Annotated in this window: 10 protein-coding genes and 1 pseudogene; 7 read left to right on the top strand and 4 right to left on the bottom strand. The window is 61.3% G+C overall.

Features of this window, described 5'->3' with window-relative positions; translation table 11 throughout:
- Nucleotides 1–4 precede the first annotated feature (4 nt).
- Together NQ230_RS17745 and NQ230_RS17740 are read left to right on the top strand one after the other, a co-directional pair.
- Nucleotides 5–346: a RamA family antibiotic efflux transcriptional regulator gene (locus NQ230_RS17745; RefSeq protein ID WP_010428317.1), complete on the top strand. Its 342-nt coding sequence runs from the start codon at nucleotides 5–7 to the stop codon at nucleotides 344–346.
- Between the two features lie 104 nt (nucleotides 347–450).
- A pseudogene (locus NQ230_RS17740) lies at nucleotides 451–552 on the top strand (DNA-binding transcriptional regulator RamA); the annotation flags it as partial.
- Nucleotides 553–865: 313 nt separating this feature from the next.
- On the opposite strand, the gene NQ230_RS17735 reads toward NQ230_RS17740, so the two are convergent.
- Nucleotides 866–3,010 (bottom strand): TonB-dependent siderophore receptor, encoded by a 2,145-nt coding sequence (locus tag NQ230_RS17735; RefSeq protein ID WP_257258468.1) that lies wholly within the window; start codon nucleotides 3,008–3,010, stop codon nucleotides 866–868.
- Nucleotides 3,011–3,133: 123 nt separating this feature from the next.
- Between NQ230_RS17735 and NQ230_RS17730 the strand changes: the two genes are divergently transcribed.
- The gene (locus NQ230_RS17730) at nucleotides 3,134–4,702 is read left to right on the top strand and encodes an alpha/beta hydrolase-fold protein (RefSeq protein WP_257258466.1); all 1,569 of its coding nucleotides are present in this window, start codon (nucleotides 3,134–3,136) and stop codon (nucleotides 4,700–4,702) included.
- On the opposite strand, the gene NQ230_RS17725 is transcribed toward NQ230_RS17730, so the two are convergent.
- Nucleotides 4,688–4,936, bottom strand: a complete 249-nt coding sequence (locus NQ230_RS17725; RefSeq protein WP_010428319.1) for a DUF1158 domain-containing protein — start codon at nucleotides 4,934–4,936, stop codon at nucleotides 4,688–4,690. The two genes, NQ230_RS17730 and NQ230_RS17725, sit on opposite strands and share 15 nt — an antisense overlap.
- A 478-nt stretch (nucleotides 4,937–5,414) precedes the next feature.
- Between NQ230_RS17725 and NQ230_RS17720 the strand changes: the two genes are divergently transcribed.
- The 3 genes from NQ230_RS17720 to NQ230_RS17710 all read left to right on the top strand — a co-directional run bounded on the left by NQ230_RS17720 (nucleotide 5,415) and on the right by NQ230_RS17710 (nucleotide 12,500).
- Entirely contained in the window at nucleotides 5,415–8,123 is a 2,709-nt protein-coding gene (locus NQ230_RS17720) for a cation-transporting P-type ATPase (protein ID WP_257258465.1), read from the top strand.
- Nucleotides 8,124–8,270: 147 nt separating this feature from the next.
- Complete coding sequence (locus tag NQ230_RS17715) at nucleotides 8,271–9,335, top strand: efflux RND transporter periplasmic adaptor subunit (RefSeq protein WP_121425527.1); 1,065 nt, start codon at nucleotides 8,271–8,273, stop codon at nucleotides 9,333–9,335.
- 9 nt (nucleotides 9,336–9,344) lie between these two features.
- A complete protein-coding gene (locus NQ230_RS17710; RefSeq protein WP_257258464.1) occupies nucleotides 9,345–12,500 on the top strand; it encodes an efflux RND transporter permease subunit in 3,156 nt (1,051 codons plus the stop codon).
- On the opposite strand, the gene NQ230_RS17705 is transcribed toward NQ230_RS17710, so the two are convergent.
- Complete coding sequence (locus tag NQ230_RS17705; protein ID WP_248237519.1) at nucleotides 12,430–13,551, bottom strand: YbdK family carboxylate-amine ligase; 1,122 nt, start codon at nucleotides 13,549–13,551, stop codon at nucleotides 12,430–12,432. The genes NQ230_RS17710 and NQ230_RS17705 overlap by 71 nt on opposite strands.
- Before the next feature lie 105 nt (nucleotides 13,552–13,656).
- On the opposite strand from NQ230_RS17705, the gene NQ230_RS17700 reads away from it, so the two are divergent.
- Nucleotides 13,657–14,547: an oxidoreductase gene (locus tag NQ230_RS17700; protein WP_257258460.1), complete on the top strand. Its 891-nt coding sequence runs from the start codon at nucleotides 13,657–13,659 to the stop codon at nucleotides 14,545–14,547.
- Here the strand turns inward: NQ230_RS17700 and NQ230_RS17695 are convergent.
- Nucleotides 14,544–15,338 (bottom strand): AraC family transcriptional regulator, encoded by a 795-nt coding sequence (locus tag NQ230_RS17695; protein ID WP_257258459.1) that lies wholly within the window; start codon nucleotides 15,336–15,338, stop codon nucleotides 14,544–14,546. The two genes, NQ230_RS17700 and NQ230_RS17695, sit on opposite strands and share 4 nt — an antisense overlap.
- Between the last annotated feature and the right edge of the window lie 49 nt (nucleotides 15,339–15,387).

Below are 15,387 nucleotides of genomic sequence, written 5' to 3'. Positions count from 1 at the left end.
CAGCATGACCATTTCCGCTCAAGTCATCGACACTATCGTCGAATGGATCGACGACAATCTGCACCAGCCATTACGCATAGAAGAGATTGCCCGCCACGCGGGTTACTCGAAGTGGCACCTGCAGCGGTTGTTTATGCAGTACAAAGGGGAGAGCCTGGGGCGCTATATCCGTGAACGCAAGCTGCTGCTGGCGGCGCGCGACCTGCGTGAATCCGACGCGCGCGTGTACGACATCTGCCTGCGCTACGGGTTTGATTCGCAGCAGACGTTTACCCGCATCTTCACCCGTACGTTCAACCAGCCGCCGGGAGCGTACCGCAAAGAGAACCATAGCCAGACACATTAACATGTCGCGTGTAGGCCGGGTAAGGCGTAGCCGCCACCCGGCTTTTTTTGTGGGCACGGTGCCCGTAATTGCCCGGTGGCGCTGCGCTTACCGGGCCTACAGACTATGGGTTTGATTCGCAGCAGACGTTTACCCGCATCTTCACCCGTACGTTCAACCAGCCGCCGGGAGCGTACCGCAAAGAGAACCATAGCCAGACACATTAACATGTCACGTGTAGGCCGGGTAAGGCGTAGCCGCCACCCGGCTTTTTTGTCGGCACGGTGCCCGTAAATTGCCCGGTGGCGCTGCGCTTACCGGGCCTACAGACAGTGCGAACGTAGGCCGGGTAAGGCGTAGCCGCCACCCGGCTTTTTTGTGGGCACAATGCCCGTAAATAGCCCGGTGGCGTTGCGCTTACCGTGCCTACAGACAGTGCGACGTAGGCCGAGTAAGGCGTAGCCGCCACCCGGCTTTTTTTGTGGGCACGGTGCCCGTAAATTGCCCGGTGGCGCTACGCTTACCGGGCCTACAGATAGCTTACCAGCGGTAATTCACCGTTGCCGTCACCGTCCGGCCAATCCCGTAGAAGCACGCCGTATCGCTTGCGCACGACGCCACATACTTGGTGTCCGCCACGTTATTGACGTTGAACTGCACGCTCGCCCCCTTCAGGCTGCGGTTCATCTCGCCCAGATCGTAGCTCAGCATCGCGTCATACAGATCCACCGACGGCACCTTGAAGGTGTTCTTCGCATCGCCGTAGCTGGTGCCGATGTAGCGCATCCCCACGCCTGCGGTCAGACTCTTCAGCGCGCCGCCCGGAACGGTATAGCTGGCAAACGCCGATGCCATATGCGCCGGAATGCGCGCAGGCGTTTTGCCTTCTGTTCCCGCCACCGTCGTGCTTTTGGTTTTCGCATCGGTGTAGGTATACGAGCCAATCAGGTTGATGTTGTCCATCAGCGTGGAGTGGATTTCCGCCTCAACGCCTTTCGAACGCACCTTGCCCGCGTTCTCGAACCAGCCTTCGGCGCTGTTATAGGTCGCCACGTTGTCCTGGGTTAAATCGTACAGCGCGAGGGTCATCAGCGTGCTGTCGACCGGCTGATACTTCAGGCCAATCTCGGTCTGCTCCCCGGTGGTTGGCTTGAAGGGGGCAACGCCCGGCGCGCGGTTGGTTTGCAGGTTCGGTTCAAACGAGGTGCTGTAGCTGACGTACGGCGACAGGCCAGAATCAAACGCGTACAGCAGTCCGGTTCGCCAGGTGAACTTGCTGTCGTTCTGCTGGGTAACGCTGCCGTCGGTGAAGTCGTTGGTTCGCACTTCGCTCCAGTCGTAGCGCCCGGAGACCAGCCATTCCCAGCTGTTCCAGCTCATCTGATCCTGCAAATACAGCCCCATCTGGTCGAGATTTTGCTGCTCGGCGGAGGCGGTTTTGAAGGTGCTTTCATCCACGTTCACGCCGTACACCGGGCTCGTCCAGTCAAGGTCATACTGTGAACCGCTCCCGCGTGCCAGCAGCTGCTTATCTTTGCTGGTCTTGTAGTCGATCCCGCCGAGCAGGGTGTGGCTGACGCTGCCGGTCCCCAGCAGATACTCAAGCTGATTATCCAGGCCAAATTCATTGGTGGTGCGCTCTTCATGCTGCGCGCGTCGCGTTAATACCGTGCTGTTGGCCGCGCTGCTGGCGTAGACGAGGTAACGGTATTTTTGTTTGATGGCGGCGTAACGCGCGTTCTGGCGGAAGGTGAGGTCTTCGGCGAACTGATGTTCCAGCTCGTAGCCGATCGTCGTCTGCTCGCGCCAGGACTGATTGTAATTCGGATCGCTGACGTTAAAGTCGCGCGGGATGTATTTTCCGTCGACGCTTTTGACCGTGCCGTAGGCGGGCAGGAAGTTGCGGTAGCCCGCGTCCGGATCCTTCTGGTAGCTGGTCAGCAGCGTAAAGCGGGTCTGGTCGTTCGGGTACCAGGTGATGGCAGGCGCAATCGCCATCCGGGTCTCTTTATAATCGTCCACCTGATTATGCTGAGTACGGGCGATACCGTTGACGCGATACAGCACGCGGCCGTCGTCGCTCAGCCTGCCGCCGAAATCAAACGCGCCTTCGGCCAGATCGTTATTGCCGGTGCGGAACTGCACGTTATGGATGGGTTCCGCGGTCGGCCGTTTGCTGGTCATGCTGATTAACCCGCCAGGATTGACCTGACCAAACAGGACCGACGCCGGGCCACGCACCAGCTCCACGCGCTCCAGCAGCCACGGGTCAATCGCGCCCGTCTGGGACGAGGCCGTCGCGCCGAAGCTCAGGCCGTCGAGGAATTTCGGCACATAGCTAAAGCCGCGCACGAACACCTCGTCGTTACGGTTCGACGAGCCGCGATACTCGGTAAACACGCCCGCCGAGTAGCGCAGCGCCTGCGAGACGGAGGTGACGTCCTGCATGTTCATCTGATCGCGGGTGATCACCGATACCGACTGCGGCGTTTTCACGATCTCCGCGCGGGTCTTGGTTGCGGAGAGCGTCTGGGTTGCCACAATCCCTTTTACCGGGGCGGTGGGGTCTTCACTCACGCTCTGCGTCACCGTTATGGTTTCTTCTCTATTTTCAGCCTGAGCCGCCACGCTGGTCGTCGCCAGACTCAGCAGCCACAGCTGCATTATCTTATTATTCTTAAACATTTTTTCTACTCATCCTTGTTTGCTATCGCCATAAATACACCGTTAAAACGCGTTAGATGATATTGCAAATTATTACCATTTGCATTAGCGTTGATAACAAATTTCGTCAGGGAACAAGCGGTAATGAAGAGGGTATGGAGCGGATTATTACTCGGGATAGGTGTACTGCCTGCGGTTGAGGCAACCTGCGAACACTCCTCCCGGCAGGGAGACGTCCAGGGGAAGTTTGATGCCAGCGGTGAAGTCTGTTTTATGCTGCCAGAGCTTGCTGAAAATTATGTCTCGGCCACGCTGCATGGCGTGACGGATGCCCGCCTGCTGGACGGGCAAAACCGGAATATCCGCACGCTGATCGAAAGCGGGCCAGCCGATGGCGAACACACGCTGCTGTTTGCTCTGCCGGTAAAGCAGGGCACCACTCTGATGCTGCGCGGTGAAGCGGGTAAACCCTGGCGTTTTCAGTGGCGGATGAAAGAGACATCTGCGCTACCGCGCGTGCAGATGCTGGCGCCTGAAAGCCCGACGCTTCAGGCGCTGGCAAAAGAGATAGCTGCCGGAGGGCGTACCGACGCGTTCTGGGAGACGCAGATTCGGCAGGGAACACCGATGGTGGAGCCGGTTGACGCAGAACATAAGCGCGTCACCTTCCTGTGGCGCGGCGCACGGGATAACGTCTTTATTCTCGGCTCACCGGCGGGGGATCACGACCCGCTGTTTCGCCTGGGCAATAGCGACGTCTGGTTTCGAAGCTATATAGTGCCCGCCGACACGGTGATGCAGTACAAGCTCGCGCCCGATGTGCCGATCGTCGAGGGTTCCTCACGCGACCAGCGCCGCGCGATCCTGGTGAGCGCCCAGGCCGATCCGCTCAACCCGAACACCTTTGGTGAACAGAAGGCGGATCGCTGGAACCGCTTTTCGTTGCTGGATCTCAGTCCGGCACGCTATTGCTCCGCGCAGGCCACGGCCCAGCCGCTGGTCCACGGATCGTTAAGCCGCCAGAGCATCTCCAGTAAAATCCTCGGTAATTCCCGCGAGGTGATGATCTATAAACCGCGCGGCGCGCAGCCTGCACGCTGGACGCTCATCCTCTTCGACGGGCAGATTTATCAGGACGAATACCATTTCGCTAACGTGCTGGACGGTCTTATTGCCCGCCATCATCTTCCGCCGATTAACGTGGTGTTTATCGACAGCCTCGATCACGCCCGACGCGGCAACGAGCTGCCGCCGAACCCGGACTTCGCCGACTTTATGGCACACGAGCTGCTGCCATGGCTGCGCGGGCAGGGCATCGCGACGCAGCGGCAGAAAACGGTGCTGGCGGGGTCGAGCTACGGCGGCATTGCCTCATCGTGGGTGGCGCTGCGCTATCCGCGCCTGTTTGGTAACGTGCTGAGCCTTTCAGGTTCGTACTGGTGGGCGCCGAAAGGCGAAGCGCCTGGCTGGCTGACGCGGCAGTATCAGCAGTCGCCGCCGTATCCGGTGCGCTTCTGGCTGCAGGCCGGAAAGTTTGAAACCACGGGGCCGGGCGGAGGCATTTATCGCACCACGCAGGATTTCGAACAGGCGTTGAGGGAGAAAGGGTATCGCGTCAGCTTCCATCCCTCATCCAGCGGCCACGACTACGCGGCCTGGTGTGAAGCGCTGATCCACGGCATGCGCGATTTCACCGGCCTACGACGCCAGTGAAAACCAGCGGCGCCAGACGAAACGCAGGATGAAGAATTCGATGGCGCCGAGCGCTAAAAACCACAGGCAGAACAGAATGGTGTAGAGCTGGTTAAGATCGACCATGTGAAAGGTCGTCATCAGCTTCTGCGCCAGCACCAGGCCCAGCGAAGGCGCGGGTAACAGCAGGCAGGAGATCAGGGCCAGCAATAAAATGCCCCCCGCCGTAAGCAGCGATTCTAACGGGTGTTTCATCGTAATGTTAATCGTCAGTTAAAAATGTCATTGTCCGGCATTCTGTAACGTAAAGCAATATCAGCCCCGCTGGCCTTTTTGAATAAGACAACGACATTATTACTGCGAATAAACAACAATATATGACCCGGTATTTATATTAATATCGCGTTATGTAAATAAACGTCCGTTTCAGGCAAATAATTTTACAAACATATAAGTGCTGTATCCAATTAACGTGGCAATAACAATGGCTGCGACAATGTATAAAGCCAGGCGTCGTCCGCGATAAATACCAAACATGGTTCCCCCTCGTTTAGTGTTGGTTTAGAAATATTTTGTAAAAATCAGGTCATCGAAATAGTTTTAATCAGTTTTGAATAACCGAGAAGTCATTATATTGCGGTAGATCAATTTTACCCGCAAGACTTAAAAATGAATTTATTTAGCCAGAAAGGAATTCAGGCTTCTGTTCACCGGATATTGAAGGAAAAATACGATGACCGAAAAAAAATTGTCCCCAAACGTGCCGCCTTCCGGCGGGCTGGCATACCAGCAGACCGCAGCGCAGGTGCTTGCTCACACGCAGAGCCAGGCCAGCGGTCTGGATCGTGCAGAGGCGCAGGCACGTCTGCAAAAATCAGGTCCGAACGCGCTGCCGGAGAAAAAAGGTAAACCCGCCTGGCTGCGTTTTTTAGCCCATTTTAATGATGTGCTGATTTATGTCCTGCTGGCCGCCGCCGTATTAACGGCAGTAATGGGCCACTGGGTGGATACGCTGGTTATTCTGGGCGTCGCGGTAATCAATGCCTTAATTGGCCATATTCAGGAAAGCAACGCGGAAAAATCCCTGAAGAGTATTCGCAATATGCTCTCCAGCGAGGCGCGCGTTATTCGTAACGGCAATCACGAAACGATACCCACAACTGAAATAGTCCCGGGCGATATTATTGTATTACGCGCGGGGGATCGTATTCCGGCGGATATGCGTTTAATCGAAGCGCATAATTTACGCGTGGAAGAGGCGATTCTGACCGGTGAATCTACCGTGGTGGATAAGCACATTAATCCGCTGAGCGGCGAACTGCCGCTGGGCGACCGCACCAATATGGTCTTCTCCGGGACGACCGTCAGCGCGGGCGGCGGCGTCGGCGTGGTCACCGCGACCGGTAAGGATACGGAGCTCGGCCACATCAACCAGATGATGGCGGGCATCGAAAAGCACCGCACGCCGCTGCTGGTGCAGATGGACAAGCTGGGTAAAGCGATCTTCGCCATTATCCTGGCAATGATGGCCGCGCTGTTCGTCTTCAGCCTGGTGTTCCGCGAGATCCCAATGGGCGAGCTGCTGCTCTCCCTGATTAGCCTGGCGGTGGCCTCCGTGCCGGAAGGTCTGCCAGCGATTATCTCCATCATCCTCTCGCTGGGCGTACAGGCGATGGCGCGCAAGCGGGCGATTATCCGCAAGCTGCCGACGGTTGAAACCCTGGGCGCGATGACCGTGGTCTGCTCGGATAAAACCGGCACTCTGACCATGAACGAGATGACGGTGAAAGCCATCATCACCGCCGACGCCTGCTATCGCGTGGACGGCAACAGCTACGAGCCGGTGGGCAACATCTACCTGGAAGGCAGCGACGAGCCGGTGCAGATCCAGCCGGGCACCGTGCTGGAGCAGTACCTGCGCACCATCGACCTGTGTAACGACAGCCAGCTGATTCAGGACGAGCGCGGCCTGTGGGGCATCACCGGTGGGCCGACCGAGGGCGCGCTGAAGGTGCTGGCGGCGAAGGCCAGCCTTGAGCCGGTGATGACGACACTGGTTAACAAGATCCCGTTCGACTCGCAGTATAAGTACATGAGTACCCACTACCAGATTGGCGGTGAGGAGCAGATCCTGATCACCGGCGCGCCGGACGTGATTTTCGCCCTGTGCGCCGAGCAGCAGACCCGCAACGGTGCGGAAGCCTTCAACCGTGCGTACTGGGAAACCGAGATGGAGCGCTATGCGCGTCAGGGGCTGCGCATGGTCGCCGCGGCGTTCAAGCCGGCGAACGGCGAGCAGGAACTGACCCACGACGACCTGAGCCACGGCCTGATCTTCCTCGGCATCGCCGGGATGATGGATCCGCCGCGTCCGGAAGCGATTGATGCGATTAACGCCTGCCAGCAGGCGGGGATCCGCGTGAAGATGATCACCGGGGATCACCCGCAGACGGCGATGAGCATCGGCCAGATGCTGGGGATCACCAACAGCGAGCAGGCGGTTACCGGCTACGAGCTGGAGAAGATGGACGACGCCGCGCTGGCGGAAGCCGCAGTGAAGTATGACATCTTCGCCCGTACCAGCCCGGAGCATAAGCTGCGCCTGGTGAAAGCGCTGCAGGACAAAGGTGAAATCGTCGGCATGACCGGTGACGGCGTGAACGATGCCCCGGCGCTGCGTCAGGCTGACGTGGGCATCGCGATGGGCATCAAGGGCACGGAAGTGACCAAAGAGGCGGCGGACATGGTCCTGACGGACGATAACTTCGCCACCATCGCCAACGCGGTGAAAGAGGGGCGTCGCGTTTACGACAACCTGAAGAAGACCATTCTGTTCATCATGCCGACCAACCTCGCGCAGGGTCTGCTGATTGTGATTGCGCTGCTGGCGGGGAACATCATTCCGCTGACGCCGGTGCTGATTCTGTGGATGAACATGGCCACCTCCGCCACGCTCTCCTTCGGCCTGGCCTTTGAGGCCGCCGAGCGCAACATCATGCGCCGTCCGCCGCGTCAGACCGGGCAGCACGTCATGGACGCCTACGCCGTGTGGCGCGTGGCCTTCGTCGGCACCATGATTGCTATCGCCGCCTTTGCGCTGGAAGCCTGGCTGGCCCCGCGCGGCCACAGCGCGGAGTTCATCCGCACCGTGCTGCTACAGATGCTGGTCTGCGCCCAGTGGGTGTACATGATTAACTGCCGCAACACCGAAGGGTTCTCCCTGAACCGCGGCCTGCTGGCGAACAAAGGGATCTGGCTGGTGACGGGCGTGCTGTTCCTGCTCCAGGCGGCGATTATCTATCTGCCGTTTATGCAGATGCTGTTCGGCACCGAAGCCCTGCCGCTGCGCTACTGGTTTGTGACCCTGGCGGTGGCGGGCGTGATGTTCTTCGTCGTCGAAATCGAGAAGCGACTGACCCGCAGGTTCCGTAAGGCTGCATAACGAAAACCTTAAAACCTTACCCCTCACCCTAACCCTCTCCCCATAGGGGAGAGGGGACAGTCAGGTACTCTCCTTTGGGCTCGGTTTTCTCCCTCGCCCCTTTGGGGAGAGGGCCGGGGTGAGGGGAGACAACGCTGAGGTACTCCCATGAAATTCCCGGTTCTGTTAGCACTTCTTGTCAGTACCCTGCAACCCGCATTCGCCGCCGTCCTCCCCGTTCGCGTCGCCGCCGTGGAGCAGACCGCCCACGCCGCCGAGCGCCAGATCCCGGGCCGCATCGAAGCAATCCACACCGTAGAGCTGCGCGCCCGCACGGAAGGCGTGATCACCAAAATCCACTTCCGCGACGGGCAGTACGTGAAAAAAGGCGACGTGCTGTTCGAGCTGGACGACGCCGAACCGCGCGCCGCCCTGCGCCTGGCGCAGGCCGAGGTAAGAAGCGCCGAAGCCACGCTGCGTCAGGCGCAGCAGCAGCTTTCCCGTTTTGAAAGCCTGGGCAGCAGCAACGCCATCAGCCGTCACGACGTGGACAATGCCCGCATGCAGCGGGACGTGGCGAGCGCCGCGCTGGAGCAGGCCAAAGCCCGTCTCGACACCCGCAGCGTCACCCTGAACTACACCCGCATCGCCTCGCCGATTGATGGTCGCGTGGGGCACAGCCAGTTCCACGTCGGCAGCCTGGTCAACCCTGCCAGCGGCGTGCTGGTGGAGGTTGTGCAGCTCGACCCCATTCGCATCGCCTTTGCGCTGGAAGAGGGGGCGTTTGCCACCAAAGCCGGACAGCATGCGGATATCAGCGCCATGAAGCAGGCCTGGCAGGCGTTAATTGACAGCAACGGCCAGCGCGTCAGCGGTGAGCTGACCTCAGTGGACAATCGCATCGACCCGCGCACCGCCAGCGTGATGCTGCGCGCCGAGTTTGCCAATCCGCGCCATCAGCTCCTGCCCGGCGGCAACGTGAACGTGTATTTGCGCCCAGCAAGCGAACAGCCGGTCCTGACCCTGCCCGCCGCCGCGGTCCAGCAGAACGGCGACGGGTTCTTCGCCTGGGTAGTTAACGCCGACGGTAAGACCGAAATGCGCCCGCTGAAAATTGCCGGTCAGATTGGCCAGCAGTTCCAGATTACCTCCGGCATGAAGCCCGGTGAGCGAGTGATTACTGACGGCGCGCAGCGCGTGCAGCCCGGCACCGCCGTCCAGATACTGAATTAAGGAGCCATCATGCTGACGTTTTTCATCAAACGCCCGCGCTTCGCGATGGTGATTGCGCTGGTCATTACCCTGCTGGGGGCCATCGCGCTGAGGATTATCCCGGTGGAGCAGTATCCTCAGATCACGCCGCCGGTGGTGAATGTGTCTGCCAGCTGGCCCGGCGCCAGCTCGGCTGACGTGGCGGAGGCCATCGCCACGCCGCTGGAGACCCAGCTGAACGGCGTGGATCACATGCTCTATATGGAGTCGACCAGTTCGGACGAAGGCACCTACAGCCTGAACATTACCTTTGCGGCGGGCACCGATCCGGACCTCGCCGCAATCGACGTGCAGAACCGCGTGGCGCAGGCCGTGGCGCAGCTCCCGACCGAGGCGCAGCAAAACGGCGTGCAGGTGCGCAAGCGCGCCACCAACCTGATGATGGGGGTAAGTCTTTACTCACCGAACAACACCCACACGCCGCTGTTCGTCAGCAACTACGCCAGCACCCAGGTGCGCGAGGCGCTGTCCCGCCTGCCGGGCGTCGGGCAGGTGCAGATGTTTGGCGCGCGCGACTACAGCATGCGCATCTGGCTGCGTCCGGACCGCATGAACGCCCTGAACGTCACCACCGACGACGTGGCGCAGGCGCTGCGCGAGCAGAACGTGCAGGGGGCGGCAGGCCAGGTCGGCACGCCGCCGGTGTTTAACGGTCAGCAGCAGACCCTGACCATCAACGGGCTGGGGCGCCTGAATCAGGCCGAAGACTTTGCCGACATCATTATCCGCGCGGGCGAGATGGGCCAGCTGGTGCGCCTGAAGGACGTCGCCACCATCGAGCTCGGCTCGCGCAGCTACAGCTCCGGCGCGCAGCTGAACGGGCACGACTCCGCCTACCTCGGCATCTACCCGACGCCGTCCGCCAACGCCCTGCGCGTGGCCGATGCGGTGCGCGCGGAGCTGGAGCGCCTCTCGACGCGCTTCCCGGACGACCTGGTCTACGAGGTGAAATTCGACACCACCTCCTTTGTTGCCGCCACCATTAAGGAGATCGGCGTCTCGCTGGCGCTCACCATGCTGGCGGTTGTGGTGGTCGTTTCCCTGTTCCTGCAAAGCTGGCGCGCAACGCTGATTGTCGCGCTCGCCATTCCGGTGTCGCTGGTGGGCACCTTCGCGGTGCTCTACACGCTCGGCTACTCCGCCAACACCCTTAGCCTGTTTGCCATCATTCTGGCGCTGACCATGGTGGTGGATGACGCCATCGTGGTGGTGGAGAGCGTCGAAACCCTGATGGCGGAAGGGCAGAGCCGCACGGCGGCGACCGCGCTGGCGCTGCGCCAGATTGCCGGGCCGGTCATCGCAACGACGCTGGTGCTGCTGGCGGTGTTTGTGCCGGTGGCGCTCCTGCCGGGGATTGTCGGCGAGCTGTACCGCCAGTTCGCGGTGACGCTCTCCACCGCCGTCACGCTCTCAAGCCTCGTGGCGCTGACCCTGACGCCCGCCCTGTGCGCGATGCTGCTGCGTCCGCGCCCGGAGAAACCTGCGGCGGTTTATCGCGCCTTTAACCGCGGGCTGGACGCCACGCGCGGTTTCTACACCCGCATCGTGCATGTCTTAAACCAGCGTCCGTGGCTGGCGCTGCTGGCTACCGCGGGCGCGGCGGCCGTGGTAGCGTTCAGCTTTACGTCGATGCCAAAGGGCTTTCTGCCGCAGGAAGATCAGGGCTACTTCTTCGCCAGCGTCCAGCTGCCGGAAGCGGCCTCGCTGGAGCGCACCGAGGCGGTGATGACCACGGCGCGTGAACTGATCGCCAAAAACCCGGCGGTGGAAGACGTGATTCAGGTCTCCGGGTTTAACATCCTCAACGGCACCAGCGCCTCCAACGGCGGGTTTATCTCCATCATGCTCAAAGACTGGAGCGAGCGGCCGCCGCTGGACGAGGTGATGGGGAGCCTGCAGCGCCAGCTGCTGGCCCTGCCGGAAGCGACCATTATGACCTTCGCGCCGCCGACGCTGCCGGGCCTGGGCAACGCCTCCGGCTTCGACCTGCGCATCCAGGCGCAGGCGGGGCAGAGCCCGGCGGAGCTGGAGCGCGTCACGCGTGAGGTGCTGGCGAAAGCTAACCAGCATCCACAGCTGAGCCGCGTGTTCACCACCTGGAGCAGCAACGTGCCGCAGCTGACGCTGACCGTTGACCGCGAGCGCGCCGCGCGCCTCGACGTGCCGGTGTCGCGCATCTTCAGCAGCCTGCAAACCGCCTTTGGCGGTACGCGCGCCGGGGATTTCAGCGTCAACAACCGCGTCTACCACGTGGTGATGCAAAACGAGATGCAGTGGCGCGAGCGCGCCGGGCAGATCAGCGAGCTGTTCGTGCGCAGCAACAGCGGCGAGCGGGTGCGTCTGAGCAACCTCGTCACCATTACGCCGACCGTCGGCGCGCCGTTCCTGCAGCAGTACAACCAGTTCCCGTCTGTGTCGGTGAGCGGCTCGGCGGCGGCTGGGGTGAGCAGCAGCACCGCGATGGCGGCGATGGGCGAGATTCTGGCGGAGAATTTGCCAGCCGGGTACGACTTCGCCTGGAGCGGCATGTCGTATCAGGAGCAGCAGACCGGCAATCAGGCGATATGGATCGTGCTGGCGGCGGTGGTGATGGCGTGGCTGTTCCTCGTTGCCCAGTACGAGAGCTGGACGCTCCCGGCGAGCGTGATGCTCTCGGTGCTGTTCGCCATCGGCGGGGCGCTGGTCTGGCTTTGGCTGGCGGGCTACGCCAACGACGTGTACGTGCAGATAGGCCTGGTGTTGCTGATCGCGCTAGCGGCTAAAAACGCGATTCTTATCGTGGAGTTTGCCCGCGCGCGGCGCATGGACGGGATGGCGATTGTCGATGCCGCACGTGAAGGGGCCTCGCGCCGCTTCCGCGCGGTGATGATGACCGCCGTGTCGTTCATTATCGGCGTCCTGCCCATGATGCTGGCGACCGGGGCGGGTGCCCAGAGCCGCCGCATTATCGGCACCACGGTGTTCAGCGGCATGCTGGTGGCGACCGTGGTGGGGATCCTGTTTATCCCAGCGCTGTTCGTGCTGTTCCAGCGCCTGCGCGAGTGGGGCCACGGCCTTACGGACTCGTCGCCCACAGCTCGCAGTGCTTCTGCACCAGAGAGATCAGCGAGCCGCCGTCGGCGATAAACTCCCGCATGCGCTGCGCCTCGCTCTTGCCCTGCTTTAACAGCAGGGCAATTTCATTGATTGCGCTCGCAGCGCCGAGCTTCTCGGCCGACGGCGCAACCTGCTCCAGCAGCCACGCAATGTCTTCCGCCACGGTTTTGTGCTCGCCGGTGTGCACATCCGTCAGGATCCCCTCCAGCCCGTAGCGACAGGCCTGAAAACGGTTAAAGCGGTACAGCAGAAAATCTTTTTCCTGATGCTTATAGGGCCGCGCGGTCAGCAGCCAGTGGGACGTCGCCTGAATAAGCCCGGCGATGTTAATCGCGTGGCCGAGCGTCAGCGGCGTATCCATCACCCGCACCTCCACGGTGCCGAAGTGCGGGCTGGGGCGGATGTCCCAGTGCAGATCCTTAATGCTGTCGATCATGCTGGTCGAACTCAGGCGGCGGAACAGCCCTTCGAACTCCTGCCAGCTGTTGACCCACGGCATTTGGCCGTTATCCGGGAACCCGGAGAAGATGTTGAGTCGCGACGAGGAGAACTTCGTGTCCGTGCCCTGCATGTACGGCGAGGCGGCCGCCAGGGCGATAAAGTGCGGCACGAAGCGCGACAGGCCGTGCAGCAGGTAAATCGCGTCGTCCCCGGTTCGACACCCCACATGCACGTGCTGGCCGAACACCGTTGCCTGCAAAATCAGATAGCCAAAGCGCTCCAGCGTGACGTTATAGCGCTCGTCGTCGCAGACCTCCTGACGCTGCCACTTCTGGAACGGGTGCGTCCCGCCGCCGCAGATCTGGATATGCTGCTCCGCCGCCGCGCGCAGGATGCTCTGCTGCATCACCGAGAACTGCGCCGCCGCCTGGTCGATGTTCTGGCATACGCCGGTGGCGATTTCGAGCATGCTTTCGGTGATGTCGTGTTTGACCTCGCCGCCTTTGATGTCGTCTTTGACGGCGGCGATGAGCGCGGAGGAGTCCTGGCTCAGATCGTAGCCCGGCGGGTTAACCACCTGCAGTTCGAGTTCGATGCCGAGGGTGAAAGGTTCAGAGGACTTAAAATCGGGTAAAGGCATGGCGCACTCCGTTGTCTGTTGTGTGTTGAGTATAGACAACGACGTGGCGCTCACTTTTCAGGGTGGTATAACTGTTAGCAGGCTTAGCGAAAAGGGGAGTTAACCATGTCTGACAATCCAGTGATTGCGCTGATTGGGCCTGGCGCAATTGGGACCACCATCGCCGCGGTGCTGCATGACGCGGGCCGTACGCCGCTATTGTGCGGACGCACCGCGCATCCTGAACTACGCCTGCGCCACGACGAGGGTGAAACCGTGGTGCCCGGCCCGGTATTGACCGATCCGGTCGTCATCACGCGCCCCGTCGATCTCGTTTTCGTGGCGGTAAAAACGACGCAAAATGGCGACAGCGCCGGATGGCTGCGGGCCCTGTGCGATGAACACACCGTAGTCTGCGCGCTGCAAAACGGCGTGGAGCAAAAAGCCCAGCTTGAGGCGTGGGTTAACGGCGCGACGGTGCTGCCGTCGGTAGTGTGGTTCCCGGCGCAGCGCGAGCCGGATGCCTCCGTGTGGCTGCGCGCCAAACCGCGCCTGACGCTGCCGGACGTGCCGCAGGCGCAGCGGGTGGTGCAGGCGCTTCGCGGTACGCGCTGTGAAGTTGAGCTATCGGCAGATTTCCCTACCGTCGCCTGGCGCAAGCTGCTGCAAAACGCGGTCGCCGGGCTGATGGTGCTGGCCAACCGCCGCGCCGGGATGTTCAGGCGGGAGGATATCAGCGAACTTTCGCTGGCCTACCTGCGCGAGGGGCTTGCCGTCGCCCGCGCCGAAGGGGCGAAGCTGGACGATGCGGTGGCCCAGGAGATTCTGGCGAACTTCCAGCGTGCGCCTGAGGACCTGGGCACGTCGATCCTTGCCGACCGTCAGGCGGATCGCCCGATGGAGTGGGATATCCGCAACGGCGTGATCCAGCGCTACGGCCGCAAGCACGGGATTGCGGTGCCCATCAGCGACGTGGTGGTGCCGCTGCTGGCGGCGGGGAGCGAGGGGCCGGGCTAACGGCCGCTGTTTTTCCGTTCGGCAAAGTAGTGGGCGGGCGTGCTGCCCATCGCTTTTCGGAACATGGTGATAAACGCATTCACGGATTCGTACCCGAGCGTTGTCGCCACGTTCTGGACGGGCACGCCGCTTGCCAGCTCCCGCAGGGCAATAATCAAATGCAGCTGCTGGCGCCATCGCCCGAAACTCAGCCCGGTCTCGCGCTGCATCAGGCGGGCAAACGAACGCTCGCTGAGGGCGAGCCTTTTCGCCCATTCCTTAAGGGTGCTTCTGTCCTCAGGGCGGGTAACCAGCGCGTCAGCCATGGCGCGAATTTTTGGGTCGGTTGAGACCGGCAGGCTCAGCTTCTGCTGCGGCATGCTGGCGAGCTCGTCCAGCGTCACCCGGGTCAGCCTGGCGACGTGGCCGTCGGCGGGATAATCCACGCCTTCGCGCGTCAGACGATCGACCAGCTCCTTAATCAGCGGCGAGATCGCCAGCGTGCAGCATCTCTCCGGCAGCGCCGCCGCGCCGGGCTCAATAAACAGATAGTTGAGATGCGCGTTCCAGGTCGCTTTGGCGCTGTGCGGGATCCCGCCGGGGATCCAGACGGCGCAGTCCGGCGGCACGATCCAGATGTCATTCTCCGCGTAACAGCTGACCGCACCGTATCGGGCAATGATCAGCTGCCCCTTGCGGTGGGTATGTACCGGCACTTCCGCGGCGTAATCCACGAAGTCCAGATGACGCGCCACGGCAGGAGAGGCGGTAGAGTCAGGGTCATACAGCGTAGTAGCGGGTTGAGGCTTCACGATTCTGGCAACATTTAGGTATTTTTTGACAGAATAGAGTATTTAAGCG

The organism is Enterobacter asburiae (assembly GCF_024599655.1).
GTDB lineage: Bacteria > Pseudomonadota > Gammaproteobacteria > Enterobacterales > Enterobacteriaceae > Enterobacter > Enterobacter asburiae_D.
This window is presented reverse-complemented; position numbering and strand designations above follow the sequence as displayed.

Excerpts from the sequence above, each read along its gene's own strand:
- NQ230_RS17710 (WP_257258464.1), top strand. The coding sequence starts at position 9,345 with ATGCTGACGTTTTTCATCAAACGCCCGCGCTTCGCGATGGTGATTGCG.
- NQ230_RS17745 (WP_010428317.1), top strand. The coding sequence starts at position 5 with ATGACCATTTCCGCTCAAGTCATCGACACTATCGTCGAATGGATCGAC.
- NQ230_RS17705 (WP_248237519.1), bottom strand. The coding sequence starts at position 13,551 with ATGCCTTTACCCGATTTTAAGTCCTCTGAACCTTTCACCCTCGGCATC.
- NQ230_RS17700 (WP_257258460.1), top strand. The coding sequence starts at position 13,657 with ATGTCTGACAATCCAGTGATTGCGCTGATTGGGCCTGGCGCAATTGGG.
- NQ230_RS17720 (WP_257258465.1), top strand. The coding sequence starts at position 5,415 with ATGACCGAAAAAAAATTGTCCCCAAACGTGCCGCCTTCCGGCGGGCTG.
- NQ230_RS17730 (WP_257258466.1), top strand. The coding sequence starts at position 3,134 with ATGAAGAGGGTATGGAGCGGATTATTACTCGGGATAGGTGTACTGCCT.
- NQ230_RS17725 (WP_010428319.1), bottom strand. The coding sequence starts at position 4,936 with ATGAAACACCCGTTAGAATCGCTGCTTACGGCGGGGGGCATTTTATTG.
- NQ230_RS17735 (WP_257258468.1), bottom strand. The coding sequence starts at position 3,010 with ATGTTTAAGAATAATAAGATAATGCAGCTGTGGCTGCTGAGTCTGGCG.
- NQ230_RS17715 (WP_121425527.1), top strand. The coding sequence starts at position 8,271 with ATGAAATTCCCGGTTCTGTTAGCACTTCTTGTCAGTACCCTGCAACCC.